General features: G+C 57.9%; 22 protein-coding genes. 13 read left to right on the top strand and 9 right to left on the bottom strand.

All coding sequences use genetic code 11. The features are described 5' to 3' along the window. Nucleotides 1-37: 37 nt before the first annotated feature. Both GOV91_RS05825 and GOV91_RS05830 read left to right on the top strand, forming a co-directional pair. A complete protein-coding gene (locus GOV91_RS05825) occupies nt 38-1225 on the top strand; it encodes a GNAT family N-acetyltransferase (protein WP_171234778.1) in 1188 nt (395 codons plus the stop codon). After that, nucleotides 1222-1515, top strand: a complete 294-nt coding sequence (locus tag GOV91_RS05830) for a 4a-hydroxytetrahydrobiopterin dehydratase (protein ID WP_171178288.1) — start codon at nt 1222-1224, stop codon at nt 1513-1515. The genes GOV91_RS05825 and GOV91_RS05830 overlap by 4 nt, the downstream gene beginning before the upstream one ends. Here the strand turns inward: GOV91_RS05830 and GOV91_RS05835 are convergent. The 4 genes from GOV91_RS05835 to GOV91_RS05850 form a co-directional block, all read right to left on the bottom strand. Continuing rightward, nucleotides 1512-1820, bottom strand: coding sequence for a hypothetical protein (locus GOV91_RS05835; protein ID WP_171234779.1), 309 nt, complete (start codon nt 1818-1820; stop codon nt 1512-1514). The genes GOV91_RS05830 and GOV91_RS05835 overlap by 4 nt on opposite strands. A gap of 23 nt (nt 1821-1843) precedes the next feature. Then, on the bottom strand, nt 1844-2191 hold the full coding sequence (locus GOV91_RS05840; RefSeq protein ID WP_254440603.1) for a hypothetical protein: 348 nt from the start codon (nt 2189-2191) through the stop codon (nt 1844-1846). An 11-nt stretch (nt 2192-2202) separates the two neighbouring features. Next, entirely contained in the window at nt 2203-2448 is a 246-nt protein-coding gene (locus tag GOV91_RS05845; RefSeq protein WP_171234781.1) for a glycine zipper 2TM domain-containing protein, read from the bottom strand. Nucleotides 2449-2549: 101 nt separating this feature from the next. Next, nucleotides 2550-3035 carry a peroxiredoxin gene (locus tag GOV91_RS05850; RefSeq protein ID WP_171234782.1) on the bottom strand — a complete coding sequence of 162 codons (486 nt, stop codon included), beginning with the start codon at nt 3033-3035 and terminating at the stop codon, nt 2550-2552. 99 nt (nt 3036-3134) lie between these two features. On the opposite strand from GOV91_RS05850, the gene GOV91_RS05855 reads away from it, so the two are divergent. From GOV91_RS05855 to GOV91_RS05870, 4 genes are read left to right on the top strand one after another with little or no spacing between them, the layout of a single operon-like run. Next, entirely contained in the window at nt 3135-4346 is a 1212-nt protein-coding gene (locus GOV91_RS05855; protein WP_171234783.1) for an NAD(P)/FAD-dependent oxidoreductase, read from the top strand. Then, nucleotides 4343-4906: a 16S rRNA (guanine(966)-N(2))-methyltransferase RsmD gene (gene rsmD, locus GOV91_RS05860; protein WP_171234784.1), complete on the top strand. Its 564-nt coding sequence runs from the start codon at nt 4343-4345 to the stop codon at nt 4904-4906. Before GOV91_RS05855 ends, rsmD begins: the two co-directional genes overlap by 4 nt. Next, entirely contained in the window at nt 4899-5534 is a 636-nt protein-coding gene (locus tag GOV91_RS05865) for an HAD family phosphatase (RefSeq protein WP_171234785.1), read from the top strand. The genes rsmD and GOV91_RS05865 overlap by 8 nt, the downstream gene beginning before the upstream one ends. 25 nt (nt 5535-5559) lie before the next feature. Then, nucleotides 5560-5739 (top strand): hypothetical protein, encoded by a 180-nt coding sequence (locus tag GOV91_RS05870; protein WP_171178272.1) that lies wholly within the window; start codon nt 5560-5562, stop codon nt 5737-5739. Here the strand turns inward: GOV91_RS05870 and map are convergent. The 3 genes from map to sfsA all read right to left on the bottom strand — a co-directional run bounded on the left by map (nt 5727) and on the right by sfsA (nt 8066). Further along, nucleotides 5727-6539, bottom strand: coding sequence for a type I methionyl aminopeptidase (gene map / locus GOV91_RS05875; protein WP_171234786.1), 813 nt, complete (start codon nt 6537-6539; stop codon nt 5727-5729). The two genes, GOV91_RS05870 and map, sit on opposite strands and share 13 nt — an antisense overlap. A 246-nt stretch (nt 6540-6785) precedes the next feature. Beyond that, nucleotides 6786-7205, bottom strand: a complete 420-nt coding sequence (locus GOV91_RS05880) for a hypothetical protein (RefSeq protein ID WP_171234787.1) — start codon at nt 7203-7205, stop codon at nt 6786-6788. 150 nt (nt 7206-7355) lie between these two features. Next, entirely contained in the window at nt 7356-8066 is a 711-nt protein-coding gene (gene sfsA / locus GOV91_RS05885; RefSeq protein WP_171234788.1) for a DNA/RNA nuclease SfsA, read from the bottom strand. Nucleotides 8067-8116: 50 nt separating this feature from the next. Here sfsA and GOV91_RS05890 point away from each other — a divergent pair, with 50 nt between their 5' ends. The 4 genes from GOV91_RS05890 to GOV91_RS05905 are packed head-to-tail and all read left to right on the top strand — an operon-like array spanning nt 8117 to nt 11033. Then, nucleotides 8117-8839: a molybdopterin-binding protein gene (locus GOV91_RS05890; protein ID WP_171234789.1), complete on the top strand. Its 723-nt coding sequence runs from the start codon at nt 8117-8119 to the stop codon at nt 8837-8839. After that, nucleotides 8836-9546: a GNAT family N-acetyltransferase gene (locus tag GOV91_RS05895; protein WP_171234790.1), complete on the top strand. Its 711-nt coding sequence runs from the start codon at nt 8836-8838 to the stop codon at nt 9544-9546. The genes GOV91_RS05890 and GOV91_RS05895 overlap by 4 nt, the downstream gene beginning before the upstream one ends. Before the next feature lie 30 nt (nt 9547-9576). Next, a complete protein-coding gene (locus GOV91_RS05900; protein ID WP_171234845.1) occupies nt 9577-10134 on the top strand; it encodes a peroxidase-related enzyme in 558 nt (185 codons plus the stop codon). After that, nucleotides 10131-11033, top strand: a complete 903-nt coding sequence (locus GOV91_RS05905) for an OmpA family protein (RefSeq protein ID WP_171178261.1) — start codon at nt 10131-10133, stop codon at nt 11031-11033. The genes GOV91_RS05900 and GOV91_RS05905 overlap by 4 nt, the downstream gene beginning before the upstream one ends. A gap of 77 nt (nt 11034-11110) precedes the next feature. Here GOV91_RS05905 and GOV91_RS05910 read toward each other — a convergent pair whose 3' ends face one another. Further along, nucleotides 11111-12016, bottom strand: a complete 906-nt coding sequence (locus tag GOV91_RS05910) for a LysR family transcriptional regulator (RefSeq protein WP_171178259.1) — start codon at nt 12014-12016, stop codon at nt 11111-11113. Nucleotides 12017-12243: 227 nt separating this feature from the next. Between GOV91_RS05910 and GOV91_RS05915 the strand changes: the two genes are divergently transcribed. Together GOV91_RS05915 and GOV91_RS05920 are read left to right on the top strand one after the other, a co-directional pair. Next, on the top strand, nt 12244-12684 hold the full coding sequence (locus GOV91_RS05915) for a DUF4399 domain-containing protein (protein WP_171178257.1): 441 nt from the start codon (nt 12244-12246) through the stop codon (nt 12682-12684). A gap of 67 nt (nt 12685-12751) precedes the next feature. Next, complete coding sequence (locus GOV91_RS05920; RefSeq protein WP_171178255.1) at nt 12752-13360, top strand: LysE family translocator; 609 nt, start codon at nt 12752-12754, stop codon at nt 13358-13360. A gap of 6 nt (nt 13361-13366) precedes the next feature. Here GOV91_RS05920 and GOV91_RS05925 read toward each other — a convergent pair whose 3' ends face one another. Then, the gene (locus GOV91_RS05925; protein ID WP_171234791.1) at nt 13367-15394 is read right to left on the bottom strand and encodes an NADPH-dependent 2,4-dienoyl-CoA reductase; all 2028 of its coding nucleotides are present in this window, start codon (nt 15392-15394) and stop codon (nt 13367-13369) included. Between the two features lie 137 nt (nt 15395-15531). Between GOV91_RS05925 and GOV91_RS05930 the strand changes: the two genes are divergently transcribed. Next, entirely contained in the window at nt 15532-16026 is a 495-nt protein-coding gene (locus GOV91_RS05930) for an RNA pyrophosphohydrolase (RefSeq protein ID WP_171234792.1), read from the top strand. The last annotated feature ends 8 nt before the right edge of the window (nt 16027-16034 follow it).

A 16034-nucleotide genomic window follows, 5' to 3' on the forward strand; every position in this document is an offset into this window, starting at 1 on the left:
CAGGCTGTCACAGATAAAGGGCAGGCGCGGAGGATATATGGATCAGGCACAGATCGAAATTCAGGTACTGGGTGCTCTGTCGCAGATTTCTGCGGCAGAGTGGGATGCCTGCGCTTGCCCCGAAGCCGTTGATGGCGGGCGGCCTCTTGATCCCTTTACAACCCATCGGTTTTTGCTGGCGCTGGAAGAAAGCGGCTCGGTTGGTCGCGGCACAGGCTGGCAGCCGCAATATTTGACTGCTTATCTTGACGGGATGCTGATCGCAGCGGCCCCGATGTATGCCAAATCTCACAGTCAGGGCGAGTATATCTTCGATCATAGCTGGGCACATGCTTATGAAAGCGCAGGTGGGCGGTATTACCCCAAGCTTCAGATCGCAGTGCCGTTCACGCCAGCTACCGGACGACGTTTCCTGGTGCGCCCGGGATACGAGAGGATCGGCATGTCAGCTGTGGTGCAGGGCGCTGTACAACTGGCGGCGGATAATCAGGTTTCGTCGGTTCACGCGACCTTTTGTACCGAGGACGAAGCGTTGGCCGGTGAACAGATGGGCCTGATGTTGCGCAGCTCGCAGCAGTTTCACTGGTTGAATGAGGGCTATTCAGACTTCGACGCTTTCCTGGCTGCCCTGTCATCGCGCAAACGCAAGAACATCCGCAAGGAGCGGGCGCAGGCCAACGACTTTGGCGGTGACATCCGCACCCTGACCGGCGAAGCGTTGCGCCCGGAACATTGGGATGCGTTTTGGCGGTTCTATCAGGATACCGGCGCGCGTAAGTGGGGCTCGCCCTACCTGACGCGCCAATTCTTCGATATTGCACAGGAAACCATGGAAGATGACATGGCCTTGGTGCTGGCAGAGCGGGATGGCTATGCCATCGCGGGTGCGTTGAACTTCATAGGCCGCGAAACGCTTTTTGGCCGGTATTGGGGCTGCGTTGAACATCATGCCTGTCTGCATTTCGAACTGTGCTATTATAGGGCGATAGACTTTGCCATTGCCCATGGTCTGGCCCGGGTCGAGGCGGGCGCTCAGGGTGAACACAAGTTGGCGCGGGGCTATTTGCCAACGCGCACGCATAGCTTGCACTGGGTTGGCGATCCGGGTTTTGCTGATGCCGTCAAAAAATATCTGGACGCCGAAGGCCGTGCAGTGGGAGAAGAGATCGAGATTCTAACGGACTACGGTCCGTTCAGGAAATCGAACCCGGAGGAACAGCAATGACCGAACTCTTGTCGACAGAAACCCGCGGCCCGCTGCTGGATCCGCTGTTCAAGAACGGTTGGACGATGGTCGAAGGCCGAGATGCGATCACAAAAACGTTTATCTTCGACAATTTCGTTTCCGCTTTTGGCTGGATGACCCAGGTGGCGATTTGGTCCGAGAAATGGAACCACCATCCCGAATGGTTCAACGTGTACCGCACGGTCGAGGTTGTTTTGTCCACACATGACGTAGGTGGTCTGTCCTCATTGGATGCCAAACTGGCACGCAAGATGGACAGTCTGTGCTAGCGATCATTTCCCGAGCCTTGGCCTCCGGCAAGTGAGGCCGTGGTCGCCATCTGCCTAAACTCGGCCGGCGTGACATAGCCGTCGTTGACATCTATGGATGCAGGAATCCTGGTGGTCTTGTTTCCAATCTGGCGCACGCTCCGCGCTGCTGGGTTTATGTCCAGACAGCGGTTTTGATAGCAGGTCAGCCCGGAAAGGTTGATTTCAATGCGAGACTGCCCATCCGGTCCCGTCACCACAGTAGCCTGCGGAACATCACAGGCCGCGACCAGTGCCAATGCGCCCAAACCAATCCATTTGTTCATACCAAGCTCCTGTCGTGACAGGCTTAATCCAGTTGGCCATTGCCATCCTGATCCGCCGTGTTGAAGTCCTCATCCATCTGAGCATCATATTCCGCTCTTGAGATAAAGCTGTCTTTGTTGCGGTCAACATTCTGAAACTGCTTGATGTCCAGAAACGGTTTGGCCTCTTCCAGGCCCAGGGTGCCGTTTTTGTCTTCATCCATGGCCTGAAATGCATAGTCCGAGAATGCGTTGAACTCGTCTTTTGATAAGAACCCGTCATTATTCGCATCAATGGCGTTCAGTTCTTTTTCATGCAGCTCTGCAACGGTTTCGGCGGCGGCTTCCGAGGTCAGAAATGTGATCATGAGTATGATAATTCCGCGTGTCATGGGTGACCCTTTCAGCATGCAAATCTCTGGCCTTCAAAGCCACCAGCCGCGGCACCCGCAGCGGTAAGGATTGTCTTGCCCGACCCGCCACCAAATTGATTGCCGATTGCGCCACCGATCAACGCACCGCCCAAAGTTCCGCCCAGGCACGCGATCTCGTGCTGGCGCGCGGCTTGTTGCTGTGGGGTGGGTGCCGGTCCGCAGGATGCTAGAATGGCGGAGCCGCTCAGGATAAGTGAAAATGTCTTAAGTGTCATAAAGAACTCCCCAAACGCCTGGATCAAGTATTCGCGCATTAGGGAAGAGCATCAAGTTAATTTGGATTTTGATGGCCCCGAACAACCGGGGCCGAACTTTATCAGATGACGTCCAGCAGGCCTTCACCGGCAGAGATTTCGCATGCGCCTGGGTTTTCTTCCAGGTTCAAGGCAGTGACTTTGCCGTCCTCGACCAGCATGGCATAGCGTTTGGACCGGGCAATCAGTCCGACGGGCGGGGCGTCGAAATCCATGCCGATGGCTTTGGTGAATTCTGATGCGGCATCTGCCAGCATGGTCAAACCGGCGTCAGACGCGCCGGTGGCTTCGCCCCAAGCTTTCATGACAAAGGGGTCGTTGACCGAAATGCAGATGATTTCGTCTACGCCTTTGGCGTCGAACTGATCTTTCGTCCGCATGAAGCTGGGCACATGCGCGGAATGGCATGTCGGCGTAAACGCCCCAGGAACAGCAAAGATCACCACTTTGCGGCCCTTGGTCTTTTCTGAAATCCGAACCTCTTCCGGCCCGTCCGCGCCCATCTGGGTCAGTGTCGCTTCGGGAAGGGCGTCTCCTGTTGAAATCATTTTTCAGCTCCTGTTGTTTGGATTTGCAGAATTGGGCTTAGCCGCAATATAGGTGGTCCAAACACGGAGACCACGGGAAAACTGCAGGGTGGGCAAAACATGAGCCATATTGTCGTGATCGGTGCCGGTCAGGCGGGTGCATCTTTGGTGGCGCGTTTGCGCAAGGATGGGTTCGACGGGGACATCACCCTTGTCGGCGCTGAACCGCATTTGCCCTATCAGCGACCGCCTTTGTCCAAGGCATACCTGCTGGGCGAGATGGAGCTGGAGCGCCTGTTCCTGCGGCCCGAGAGTTTCTATGCCGAGAACAACATCACCCTGCGTCTGGGTCAGCGCGTCACGGGCATCGATCCGCAAGCCAAGACTGTGACGTTGGGGGAGGAGGTCATTTCCTACGACGAACTGGCGCTGACCACCGGGTCCGATCCGCGTCGTCTGCCCGCTGCAATTGGTGGCGACCTGGAAGGTGTGCATGTGGTGCGCGATCTGGCGCATATCGACGATATGGAGCCCAAGGTCACTGAAGGTGCTCGTGCGTTGATCTTGGGGGGTGGCTATATCGGGCTTGAGGCCGCAGCCGTCTGCGCCAAGCGAGGCGTCAAGGTGACTCTGGTCGAGATGGCAGACCGTATTCTACAACGGGTTGCAGCACCCGAGACCAGCGACTATTTCCGTGCATTGCACAGCGAGTATGGTGCGGACATTCGCGAAGGCGTCGGGTTGGATCGGTTGATTGGCGAAAACGGCAAGGTCACGGGCGCCCTTCTGACCGACGGCACCGAGCTGGAGGTTGATTTCGTTGTGGTTGGTGTCGGCATCGCGCCCGCAACCCAATTGGCTGAGATGGCGGGGCTTGAGTTGGACAATGGTATCAAGACCGATGCCCATGGCCGCACTTCGGATCCGTCAATCTGGGCGGCAGGCGATTGTGCCTCGTTTCCACACGGTGAAGGCCGGATCAGGCTAGAGAGTGTGCCTAACGCCATCGATCAGGCCGAGATCGTCGCGCAGAACATGCTGGGCGCGGCCCGGGATTATGTGGCGACCCCATGGTTCTGGTCGGACCAGTATGACGTCAAACTGCAGATCGCCGGGCTGAACACCGGATATGACCGCGTTGTGACCCGGAAAGGCGAAGGGCAGACCGTGTCCTTCTGGTACTACAAGGGCGACCAATTGATTGCTGTTGACGCAATGAACGATCCACGCGCGTATATGGTCGGCAAACGCTTGATCGACGCAGGCAAGACGGCCGATCCGGCCATCGTGGCGGATCCGGACGCGGACCTGAAGCCGCTGATTAAAGCGTGAGAATCATCGCCGGAGAGTTCCGGGGCCGCGCCTTGGCCTCGGTCGGCAAAGGGGATGCGGGGGCACATCTGCGCCCCACCACTGACCGTGTGCGCGAAAGTCTTTTCAACGTCCTGACCCACCAGATCGATTTTGACGGCCTGCGCGTGTTGGATTTGTTCGCAGGAACCGGGGCGCTGGGGCTCGAGGCGCTGTCGCGTGGTGCGTCCCATGTCACCTTTGTTGATGACGGACGTGTGGCCCAAGGGCTGATCCGCAAGAATATCGACTTGACCCACAGCGCCGAGCGTACCGATCTGGTCCGCCGCGATGCCACCCGGCTGGGCGACAACCCGGAGGCCCCATATGATCTGATCTTTCTGGACCCCCCCTACGGCAAAGCGTTGGGCCAAAAGGCAGTGACCGCAATAACCGCCGGTGGATGGGTCGCTGATGACGCCTTGCTGGTTTGGGAAGAAAACACCCCGATGCAGCCACCTGCCGGGTTCACGTTGCAGGGCAGTCGGAAATATGGCGACACGTATATCTCTTTGATATGGAAAGACGAACCGGATGCATGATCTGGTGATTTTTGATTGCGATGGCGTTCTGGTAGACAGCGAAGTGATCTCGAACCAGGTGCTGGTTGAAAATCTAGCTGGCTATGACCTGCACCTGACATTGCCTGAATGCATGTCGCTGTTTGTAGGCGGAACAATGGTCGGGGTGCGCGACAAGGCGCGTGCAATGGGTGCTGATCTGCCCGAGGGCTGGATCGATCAGGTTTATGCCGAAACCTATGATCGCTTGCGTGCGGGTGTCCCTTTGGTGCCCGGAGTCTCGGAGCTTTTGGCAGCATTGGATCAAAACAGCATCCCGTTCTGCGTTGCGTCAAACGGCAGCCCGGACAAGATGAAGATCACCCTGGGTCAGAATGGGCTCTGGGACCGGTTTAAGGACGTTATGTTCTCGGCTCATGTTCTGGGAACTGGCAAACCGGACCCAAGGATGTTCAAGCTGGCCGCTCAGCACTTCGAAGCATACGCCCCGGTGGTTATTGAAGACAGCGAGAACGGCGTCACTGCGGCCACCCGGGCGGGTATGCGCTGTTTGGCCTACGCACCGAATGGCGGCGGCGACAGGCTGGCAGATCTGGGTGCCGAAGTAATCACGCACATGTCACAAGCGCACCAGTTGTTGGGACTCTGACCCTTTGTTGTGCTAAGGTGCAGGCATGGACCGCGCCCTGACACCCTTTAGTTGGACGTTTTCCCACGACGCCGAAGCCTCTACCGGCCCCGAGCGCAAGCCCATGCGCGCGCCTGTTTTCATCCACGACGCGGTGACGCCGTGGGGGGCGGAGACGATGCTGCTGAAAGTGATGCGCGAACAGGCTGCCGATCAGGAGGAATAGGTCGGGTGGAACTTGTCGCCCGGCGAGAGTGTAAAAATCTCGACCCCATCCGCTGTGACACCCACCGAATGCTCGAATTGTGCCGACAGTGACTTGTCGCGGGTTACAGCAGTCCAGTCGTCGGCCAGTGTCTTGGTTTCAGGACGGCCCAAGTTGACCATCGGTTCGATGGTAAAGAACATACCCTCTTCCAGAACCGCGCCAGTGCCCGGACGGCCATAGTGCAAAACGTTGGGCGGCGCGTGGAACACGCGGCCCAGACCGTGGCCGCAGAAATCACGCACAACACTCATCCGGTGCGCTTCAACATAAGCCTGAATGGCGTGGCCAATATCACCGAAAGTGTTGCCGGGCTTGACCATCTCGATGCCCTTGAACAGCGCGTCATGGGTCACTTGGATCAGCCGTTCCGCCTTGCGCGGCAGTTTCCCGGCCACATACATACGCGAGGTGTCGCCGAACCAGCCATCGACGATGACAGTCACGTCGATGTTCAGGATGTCGCCATCCTTCAGCTTTTTTTCACCCGGAATGCCATGGCAAACGACGTGATTGACGCTGATGCAGCTGGCATGCTGATAGCCCTTGTAGCCAATCGTGGCCGAGGTTGCGCCTGCGTCTTCAACCATCTGAGTAATCAGCCCGTCAATTACGCCGGTTGTCTGGCCGGGAAAGACGTGTTCTGCAATATCATCCAGAATCCGCGCCGCCAAAGCCCCTGCCGCGTGCATTCCGGCAAAGTCGCTTTGTTCATAGATGCGGATGCCGTCTTTGGTCAGGCGGCCACGATGTTCTTTCATCGACGCTAAGCTCCAAATGTTTCGCGCAGCATTCCTTTTACGCTGCTTGTGCAGAAAGTACCAGAGGGCGCAGGGTTGCGGGTTTCAGATGGTGCAAAAAGCGGTAAATTCAAGCGTCAACCGGTTGAGTGTTGTTTTGAACGTCGCCATCAGTCTTTGTGTTGAGGCTGAAAATTGGGCAAGCTCCGGTCTGCGGACAAAGCCGCCATTCTAGGGTTAAAAACAGACGGAGAGCGAAATCTATAGTTAGGGGCAGAGAGCTCCAAATGTGGGGACGCAAATAAGAATGCCCAGCAATACTCCGGCAGCAAATGCTGCTGCGGCCTCACCTGCCTCACCCGCCGATATATTAGCATCTCTTTCTACCAGCGATTTGCATGGCTCCGCATCGACTGGGCTATAAATAGAATAGCTAACCCCATCCGAAAGTTCGTAGGTCACCAGATGGCTCTTCCCATCTGCCATAAGTGGATAATCTGAGGCAACTCGACGATCTCCAGTAAACTTGTGCCCGGATACCCCTTCCTTAGCGGGATCCTCGACGCAATATAAAAATGCGTCCTCGCCAGTGTCCATCCTCACTTCAAACCTGTTGTAGTCATCACGATCAGATGCACATGCCGCTAGCGTTCCACACAAGAAAAATATGAGCAAACTGCGTAGCATCTGACCTCCTACTCCCGGAAACCACTATTACCTCAGGAAGTGAGGAGCGCATTGACATAAATCAGATGCGTCAAAGCAACGACTGCTCCATTGAACGCGCAAGAACGTGGTTATGCGAGTCCGCTTTGGGCTCTATACGGTCATTCGGAATTATCTGTCACTGAACTTGGTTTCGTTCATATCCACCCATACCCCCTCTGGCGAAATCTTCGTCCCATACACCAATCGTTCCACCCCCTGCGCCTGCGCGGCCTCAAACGCCGCCGCATAGGCCGGGTCAATATCAGCCGCCAGCGCAAACCGGTCGCAATCGGTGCGTTGGACCAGATACAGCATGATCGCTCGATGCCCTTGCGCGGCCATAGCTGCCAGCTCGCCCAGATGCTTGGTGCCCCGCGCCGTGACGCTGTCGGGGAACTCGGCCAGGCCGGGCTGGCGCGAGAGGGTTACGCTTTTGACCTCAACAAAAGCGTCGGGCAGGCCCGGCCCGGTCAGCAGGAAATCGATGCGGCTGTTTTCGCCGTACTTCACCTCGGGCCGGACGATGTCATAGGCGGCCAGTTCAGGAATTTCGCCAGCTTCAAGTGCTGCCCTTAAGGCGCGATTGGGAACCGAGGTGTCAACGCCGGTGAAATGCCCGTTTTCGTGATCCACCAGTCGCCAGCCGTATTTCAACTTTTTCTTCGGGTCGTCATTGGGTTCCAGCCAGATTTTCTCGCCCGGTTCGGCCAGCCCCATCATCGATCCCGGATTGGCGCAATGGGCTGTAACCTCTTGCCCGTCTTCAAGCGTGCAATCGGCCAGAAAGCGTTTGTAGCGGCGGATCAGCCGGGCGGGGACAAGAGGGGTTTCAAAACGCATGGTTCAGGGCCTATACCTGCCCCTGAGAACGATCAAGAGGGGAGAGCGCCATGGCCAATCCAACCGCAGCGATGCTGGTGATCGGGGATGAAATCCTGTCCGGCCGCACCCGTGATGCGAATATGCATTTTCTGGCGCAGGAGCTTACCAAACATGGCATCGACCTGAAAGAGGTGCGCATTGTCAGCGATGACGCCCCTGCCATCGAAGCGGCGGTTAAGGCACTGTCTGATGCCTATGACACCGTCTTTACCAGTGGCGGCATCGGTCCGACCCACGATGATATCACCGCCGATTGCATCGCGCGGGCCTTCAACACGCCGATTGATATCAGGGATGACGCGCGGGCATTGTTGCAGGCGCATTACGACAAATCCGGATTGGAACTGAACGCCGCCCGACTGCGCATGGCCCGCATTCCCGATGGTGCGGCGCTGATTGACAATCCGGTCTCGACTGCACCGGGCTTTATCCTTGCGAACGTGCATGTGATGGCCGGTGTGCCTTCGGTGTTTCAGGCGATGGTGGCCAGTGTTCTGCCAACGTTAACCGGAGGCAGTCCCTTGCTGTCGCAAACTCTGCGCGTGGATCGGGGCGAGGGCGATATTGCCGCAAACCTGTCCGCCTTGGCCGAAGAGTTCAGTGACCTGTCCATCGGGTGCTATCCGTTCCAGATCAACGGGGCCTTCGGTGCCAACGTTGTGATACGGGGCACTGACGGAGGGCAGATTGATGCGGCGATGACCCGTCTGGCAAAAGAGTTGGAGCTTTGAGCTTGAACTGGGCGGATATTGTCGACGGCACATGGCCTGCCGCAGGCTACAAGGCGCTTGGCCCGTTCCAGCTGCGCGAAGGGCAGGGTGGTGGGTCACGTGTGTCTGCGGCCAATGCGCTGGGTCCTGCAACAGACGCGGATATTGACGCCGCCGAGGCCGCAATGCTGGCCATGGGGCAGAAACGCATTTTCTGCCTGCGTCCGGGTGATGAGGCACTGGACGCGCAGCTGGCCCGTCGAGGGTACAGCGTTCTCGATCCAGTCAACATCTATGCCTGTCCGGTGGACCTACTGACAGATCAACCGATCCCTTCGATCATGGTCTTCTCGGTCTGGGAGCCGCTTGAGATCATGCGCGAAATCTGGGCTTCGGCTGGGATCGGCGCTGAACGGCAAGCGGTTATGGCGCGCGCGAATGGTCTCAAGACCAGCCTGTTGCTGCGCCATAACGATAAACCCAGCGGCGTGGCATTTGTGGCTATGCATGGGGATGTTGCCATGGTCCACGCGCTTGAAATCCTACCCGATCATCGCCGCCAAGGTCTGGGCCACTGGACCATGCGCGCGGCGGCAATCTGGGCGCGGGATAATGGCGCGCAGACCCTCAGCGTGATCTGCACCAAGGCCAACGTGGGAGCCAATGGTCTTTATCGCGCACTCGGGATGGAGCTTGCGGGCGAATACCATTACCGTCACCTTGAGTGAACTGAAGAGGCTGCCGTGACACAGAAAGACATGCCCACCGCGCTGAACCTGCCCATGGTCGATCCGCTGCCGCCGGAAACGCAGAAATACTTTGATATCTGTGTCGAAAAGCTGGGAATGGTGCCGAACGTATTGAAAGCCAACGCATTCGACATCGACAAGCTGAACGCCTTCACAGCGATGTACAATGACCTGATGCTGGCCGACAGCGGCTTGTCCAAGCTGGAGCGCGAGATGATTGCGGTGGTGGTATCGTCGATCAACAAGTGCTTCTACTGTCTGGTCGCACATGGCGCGGCGGTGCGTCAGCTGTCGGGTAATCCGCAACTGGGTGAGATGCTGGTGATGAATTACCGCGTCGCGCCGCTGGAGCCGCGTCAACGTGCGATGTTGGATTTTGCCGCCAAGATGACCACTGCCAGTGCCGAGATTGAAGAACCTGACCGCCAGAAACTGCGCGATGCCGGGTTCACCGACCGGGATATCTGGGACATTGCCAATGTCACCGGGTTCTTCAACATGTCCAACCGGGTGGCCAGCGCGACCGCAATGGTACCCAACGAAGAATATCACGCACAGTTTCGATGATCCGCGCCGCCGCCCTTGTTTCAATGCTTCTGACAGGTCCGGTTCTGGCACAGGACTTGACACTGCCCAGCAGTGCGCGTCAGATCAGCGACCGGACCTCGCCGCTGGATAGCTATGACCTACCGACGGGGCCTTATGCCGATGGTGCAGTGCCAGCAAAGACCGTTGAGGGGCAGGTCGAACGGTTCACATGGCGGCTTCAGGCCGGGTCCAGTACGACCCTGCAACTTCTGGCCCCGCTGCGCGACCAGATCGAGGCGCAGGGATACAAAATCCTGTTCGAATGCGAGGCTCAAAACTGTGGCGGCTTCGATTTTCGATTTGGTACCGAAGTTGTGCCGACACCGGACATGTATGTCGCCATTCAGGATTACCGCTTCCTGTCGGCCACCAAAGGGCCTGTTGTGTTGAGCCTGTTGGTCAGTCGCAACCCGCCGGATGGCTATGTTCAGCTTATCCGTGTGACGCCGCAGGATGCTCCTGACCCTGATCCGGTGGTGATCGAACAGGCCGTCGAAGGTTCGGGCGGATTGCTCGAGGCTCTGACTAGCACTGGGCATGTGATCCTGGATGATTTGCATTTCCCTACGGGCGAGGTGGCGTTAGGAGAAGGGCCATTTGGCTCACTGGCCCTGCTGGCCGGATATCTGGCCGACAACCCGGAGACGCGGTTGGCGCTGGTGGGGCATACCGACGACACCGGCGCGCTGTCGGCCAATATCTCTGTCAGCAAAAGCCGGGCCGAGGCCGTACGCACCCGATTGATCGAGGCGCATGGCGTGGCCCCCGAGCGGATTGAGGCGCAAGGCGTGGGCTATCTGGCTCCGATAACGTCCAATGCAACGCCTGAAGGGCGCGACCTGAACCGCCGGGTCGAGGCGGTTTTATTGGTCAACTGAAACTGTGCCGCCGAGTCTGAAGGCAAAAAAAGACCCGCACTTTGACATGCGGGTCATAGGTTGGTCTTCAGGGAGAATTACCAGTCCATCGGGCCTTTGTCGTGGTAGGAATTGACCAGGAAGTCGATGAAGGCCCGAACTTTGGGTTGTGTGAAGCGGCCGGGTGGGTAGACGGCATAGATGCCCTGAACCTCATCCGGCAGTGATGGCATGGCGTCGACCACCTGCCCTGATTTAAGCGCATCGGCATAAAGATAGCTGGGCAGATACGCGATCCCCAGCCCCGAGATGGCCGCGTTCAGCAGCGACTGCCCGTCATTCACGCTCAGCCAGCCCGCAGTGCGCACCTGACGCTTTTCACCCGAAGGTGCCGTCAGTTTCCAGACATTGCCCGAGGACTGGCTGGAATAGTGCAGCAGCTTGTGTTCGTTCAGATCATCAATCTTCTGCGGGCGACCGAAGCGCTCTATGTAGCTGGGCGCAACCACCATGCGCTTCACGGTTTCAGTCAGTTTACGGGCGCGCAACGTGCTGTCTTCCAGCTCGCCAATGCGGACGGCCACGTCAAATCCTTCGGAAATCAGTTCGACATAACGGTTGTTCAGAACCATGTTCACGGTGATGTCGGGATAGGCGGCCAGGAACTCGGACAGAACGGGGGACAGGTGATTCACGCCGAAATCCGTGGCAACGCTGATGCGCAACAGGCCAGATGGGGCCGACTGCATTGAGGTGACCAGCGAATCTGCCTCGCCCGCGTCATTCAGAACGCGCCGTGCGCGGTCATAATAGGCAAGGCCGATTTCTGTCGGCGACACCCGACGCGTGGTGCGGTTCAGCAACCGGGCCCCCAGACGCGCTTCGAGGCTCGAGACATGTTTGGACACGGCGGATTTGGAGATGCCCATCTTTTTGGCCGCATCGGTGAAGCCACCTTGGTCCACCACATTGGCGAAGGCTTCCATTTCAGTCAGTCGGTCCATACTTGTTCCCCAGATCTTGATTTCCTCCCTGACTATGGCGCTGAATCTGGGCGGAAACGGGGCATACATGGGATAATATCAGGGATTTGAATCGGATCGTTTGCGTATGGGAAACGCAGAAACAGTGGTTTCCAAATGCGCCGCAGCCCCTGTGTGGCTGTGTTTTTTGGCCAATTGGACTAATCTATTAGTTTGAGAATGGCATTTTTGTGACAAGGGAGGAGACCATGAAGACCGTTTTCACCATCGCTGCCTTTTGCCTTTTTGCGGGTTTCGCACACGCCGGGGGTGAAACGCCTTCGAACCCCGAAGCAAAGGTCTATTTCGTCAATTTGTCAGACGGTGACGCAGTGCAATCGCCGGTTACGGTTGTCTTTGGCCTCAGCGGAATGGGTGTCGCTCCGGCAGGGACCGAGAAGGAAAACACCGGCCACCACCACTTGCTGCTTAACCGCCCACCAATTGGTGAGGGTGATGACGGCGCAGATGAGCTGGCCTATGGCCTGCCCGCCGACGACAACCACATGCACTTCGGAGGCGGTCAGACCGAGGTGACACTGGACCTGCCCCCTGGTCAGCACACGTTGCAACTGGTGCTGGGGGACGCGGGCCATGTGCCGCATAACCCGCCGATTGTGTCCGAGGTGATTACGATTACCGTCGAATAAGCAACCACGGGCCTGTTTACTTTCGCGTTGATGTGGGGAACTCTCCGGCGCGTGTTCGGGGGGTTTCATGTCGCTTGAGTTTCTTCTTACGTCCTTGATCGTTGTTCTGTTGCCGGGTACCGGCGTCATCTACACGCTGGCCATTGGGCTTGGCCGAGGATTTCGCGCCAGCGTCGCGGCAGCAGCAGGCTGTACACTTGGCATCGTGCCCGCCGCTGTAGCCAGCATTATCGGCCTGGCCGCTTTGCTGCATACAAGCGCGCTGGCCTTTCAGGTGCTCAAATACCTTGGCGTGCTCTACCTGTTCTATATGGCGTGGGGAATCGTCCGTGAGGGCGGTGCGATGGAAGTGAGCGCCGAAAAATCCGGTAAAGGCTACCTAAAGATTGCGACGACCGGCACGCTTATCAACGTTTTGAACCCTAAGTTGTCTTTGTTCTTCCTTGCATTCCTGCCGCAATTCCTGCCCGCCGACACAAGCGATGCGGGGCTGGCTTTGGTGCAACTGGCGCTTGCGTTCATGGCGATGACCTTTGTTGTATTCATCGCCTACGGGGCCTGCGCGGCCTTGGCGCGGGACTACATAATCCACCGCCCGTCAGTGATGGCCTGGATCAAACGTTGTTTTGCAACAGCCTTCGGCGCGCTTGGGGTAAAACTTGCGCTGTCCGACTGACCAAGCTTAAAGCTCGGCCGCCAATCGTGTTCCTTGATTGATCGCACGTTTGGCGTCCAGTTCGGCCGCTACATCCGCACCGCCGATTACGTGCGGGGTAACGCCGCGTTCGATCAGTGCGTCCGCGAGCGACCGGTCTGAAACCTGCCCGGCACACAAAACGATCGTATCCGCCGAGATCACTGTGGGGTCTGCACGGTCTTCGCCAAAGCTGACATGCAGGCCGTCGTCATCAATGCGCTCATAGTTCACGCCGCCCACGAAGTTGACGTTTTTCATCTTCAACGCTGCACGGTGAATCCAGCCAGTGGTTTTGCCCAATCCCTTGCCGTGTGCCTGTTTCTTGCGCTGTAGCAATGTGACCTGACGCGCTGGCGCGCTGGGTTGAGGCCCTTCTGGCGCAAGGCCCGAGCGGTGCTCGGCCGGGTCTGTCACGCCCCATTCCTTCATCCAAAGCGGCAAGTCGGTGGTTGCGCTGTGCCCGTCCTCCAAAAGAAATTCGGAGACGTCAAAGCCGATGCCACCTGCACCGATCACGGCGACAGATTCGCCGACTTCGGCCTTGCCACGCAGCACGTCGATATAGCTGAGGACATTTTTCCGATCCTGCCCGGGAATCTGTGGATCACGCGGGGTGACGCCGGTTGCGATGATCACTTCGTCAAAGCCGGCCAGGTCGTCGGCGCTGACCTCACGGTTCAATTCCACCTTCACGCCCAGATCGGCCATCATTGTGCGATACCAGTCGACCAGCCCCCAGAACTCTTCCTTGCCCGGCACCTGTTTGGCCATGTTCAACTGTCCGCCAATCTCTGCGGCGCGGTCAAACAAAGTCACGTCGTGACCACGCTGGGCGGCTGTCATGGCCGTGGACAGACCGGCGGGGCCCGCACCGACAATGGCAACGTTTTTCTGCGTTGTGGCGGGCTCAATCACCAGCTCAGTCTCATGACAGGCGCGGGGATTGACCAGGCATGTCGTCAGTTTGCCGCTGAATGTATGGTCCAAACAGGCCTGGTTGCAGGCGATGCAAGGCGCGATCTGCGCAGATTGTCCTGCGATTGCTTTGTTGACAAAATCCGCGTCCGCCAGCATCGGGCGGGCCATCGAAACCATATCGGCACAGCCGGTGGCCAAGACCTCTTCGGCGACCTCGGGCGTGTTGATCCGGTTTGAGGTGATCACAGGTATCGAAACCTTGCCCATCAACTTTTTCGTCACCCAAGCAAAGGCTGCACGCGGGACGCTGGTGGCGATGGTCGGAATCCGCGCCTCGTGCCAACCAATGCCAGTATTGATGATTGTGGCACCGGCCTTTTCTACTTCTTGCGCCAGTTGCACCACTTCTTCATGGGTTGAACCATTGGGGACCAGATCAATCATCGAAAGGCGGTAGATGATGATGAAATCGCGGCCAACGGCCTCGCGCGTGCGGCGCACGACCTCAATCGGCAGGCGCATTCTGTTTTCGTAGGACCCGCCCCAGCGGTCTGTGCGTTTGTTGGTATGGGTCACAAGGAACTGGTTCAGGAAATACCCTTCAGACCCCATGATCTCGACCCCGTCATAGCCCGCCTGTTGGGCCAGAACGGCGGCGTTCACGATGTCGCTGATCTGTTTTTCGATGCCGTCTTCATCCAGCTCATTTGGCGGAAAGGGTGAGATAGGGGATTTCACCGGGCTTGGGGCTACGCATTTCGGGCCATAGGCATAGCGGCCTGCGTGCAGGATCTGCATCGCAATCTTGCCGCCTGCTTCGTGCACCCGCTGGGTCACGATGGAATGGCTCGCCACCTCTTTTTCATTGGTCATCATCGACGCGCCGGGCAGAACCGAGCCCTCAAGATTCGGACCAATGCCACCTGTCACCATAAGCGCCACGCCGCCGCGCGCCCGGTCCGCATAGAATTCAGCCACCCGGCTCCAGTCACCGGTTTCCTCAAGCCCCGTATGCATCGAACCCATCAGCACGCGGTTCTTCAAGGTGGTAAAGCCCAGATCCAGCGGGGCCAGCATGTTTGGGTACGCAGTCATGGCGAAACTCTCCCTCCCGAATATGCGAGTTAGATTGACCTTCGCGTCATCTTTGTCACGCGAAACCCCACGTCACCCTCTTTGCTGTTGCCCCTGTGGTTGTTAGAGATTGGCGGAACAATCCGATGAGGCCCCGTATGACCCCCGAAGATATCGCCAAGCTGCCCTACCGTCCTTGTGTGGGGCTAATGCTGATAAATGCGGACGGCAGGATTTTTGTGGGTCAGCGCAATGATCGCCACAAAGACGCGTGGCAGATGCCGCAGGGCGGCGTGGACAAGGGCGAAGACCCGCGCGATGCGGCCCTGCGCGAGTTGTGGGAGGAAACCGGGGTAACCTCGGACCTGGTGGAGATCGTGGCCGAAACCGACGGTTGGCTGCCCTACGATCTGCCGCAGGACATCGTGCCCAGGATCTGGAAAGGGCGCTATCGCGGGCAAGAGCAGAAATGGTTCCTACTGCGCTTTCTCGGTAAGGATGATCAGATCAACATCGAAACCGACCACCCAGAGTTTTCACAATGGAAATGGCAAGCGCCTGATCGGTTGATCGACGAGATCGTACCGTTCAAACGGGACGTGTACGAGCAAGTGCTGGCGGCTTTTGAAGACCACCTCGGCTCGTATAAGTGACGCTTGGG

It is taken from the genome of Ruegeria sp. HKCCA6837, from assembly GCF_013034475.1.
Classification (GTDB): domain Bacteria; phylum Pseudomonadota; class Alphaproteobacteria; order Rhodobacterales; family Rhodobacteraceae; genus Ruegeria.

Coding starts and splice junctions, on each gene's coding strand:
- GOV91_RS05910 (WP_171178259.1), bottom strand. CDS start 12,016: ATGGACCGACTGACTGAAATGGAAGCCTTCGCCAATGTGGTGGACCAA.
- GOV91_RS05930 (WP_171234792.1), top strand. CDS start 15,532: ATGACCCCCGAAGATATCGCCAAGCTGCCCTACCGTCCTTGTGTGGGG.
- GOV91_RS05840 (WP_254440603.1), bottom strand. CDS start 2,191: ATGACACGCGGAATTATCATACTCATGATCACATTTCTGACCTCGGAA.
- GOV91_RS05865 (WP_171234785.1), top strand. CDS start 4,899: ATGCATGATCTGGTGATTTTTGATTGCGATGGCGTTCTGGTAGACAGC.
- GOV91_RS05915 (WP_171178257.1), top strand. CDS start 12,244: ATGAAGACCGTTTTCACCATCGCTGCCTTTTGCCTTTTTGCGGGTTTC.
- GOV91_RS05900 (WP_171234845.1), top strand. CDS start 9,577: ATGCCCACCGCGCTGAACCTGCCCATGGTCGATCCGCTGCCGCCGGAA.
- GOV91_RS05925 (WP_171234791.1), bottom strand. CDS start 15,394: ATGACTGCGTACCCAAACATGCTGGCCCCGCTGGATCTGGGCTTTACC.
- GOV91_RS05830 (WP_171178288.1), top strand. CDS start 1,222: ATGACCGAACTCTTGTCGACAGAAACCCGCGGCCCGCTGCTGGATCCG.
- GOV91_RS05870 (WP_171178272.1), top strand. CDS start 5,560: ATGGACCGCGCCCTGACACCCTTTAGTTGGACGTTTTCCCACGACGCC.
- GOV91_RS05850 (WP_171234782.1), bottom strand. CDS start 3,035: ATGATTTCAACAGGAGACGCCCTTCCCGAAGCGACACTGACCCAGATG.
- GOV91_RS05890 (WP_171234789.1), top strand. CDS start 8,117: ATGGCCAATCCAACCGCAGCGATGCTGGTGATCGGGGATGAAATCCTG.
- map (WP_171234786.1), bottom strand. CDS start 6,539: ATGAAAGAACATCGTGGCCGCCTGACCAAAGACGGCATCCGCATCTAT.
- GOV91_RS05825 (WP_171234778.1), top strand. CDS start 38: ATGGATCAGGCACAGATCGAAATTCAGGTACTGGGTGCTCTGTCGCAG.
- GOV91_RS05835 (WP_171234779.1), bottom strand. CDS start 1,820: ATGAACAAATGGATTGGTTTGGGCGCATTGGCACTGGTCGCGGCCTGT.
- GOV91_RS05845 (WP_171234781.1), bottom strand. CDS start 2,448: ATGACACTTAAGACATTTTCACTTATCCTGAGCGGCTCCGCCATTCTA.
- GOV91_RS05880 (WP_171234787.1), bottom strand. CDS start 7,205: ATGCTACGCAGTTTGCTCATATTTTTCTTGTGTGGAACGCTAGCGGCA.
- GOV91_RS05855 (WP_171234783.1), top strand. CDS start 3,135: ATGAGCCATATTGTCGTGATCGGTGCCGGTCAGGCGGGTGCATCTTTG.
- sfsA (WP_171234788.1), bottom strand. CDS start 8,066: ATGCGTTTTGAAACCCCTCTTGTCCCCGCCCGGCTGATCCGCCGCTAC.
- GOV91_RS05920 (WP_171178255.1), top strand. CDS start 12,752: ATGTCGCTTGAGTTTCTTCTTACGTCCTTGATCGTTGTTCTGTTGCCG.
- GOV91_RS05905 (WP_171178261.1), top strand. CDS start 10,131: ATGATCCGCGCCGCCGCCCTTGTTTCAATGCTTCTGACAGGTCCGGTT.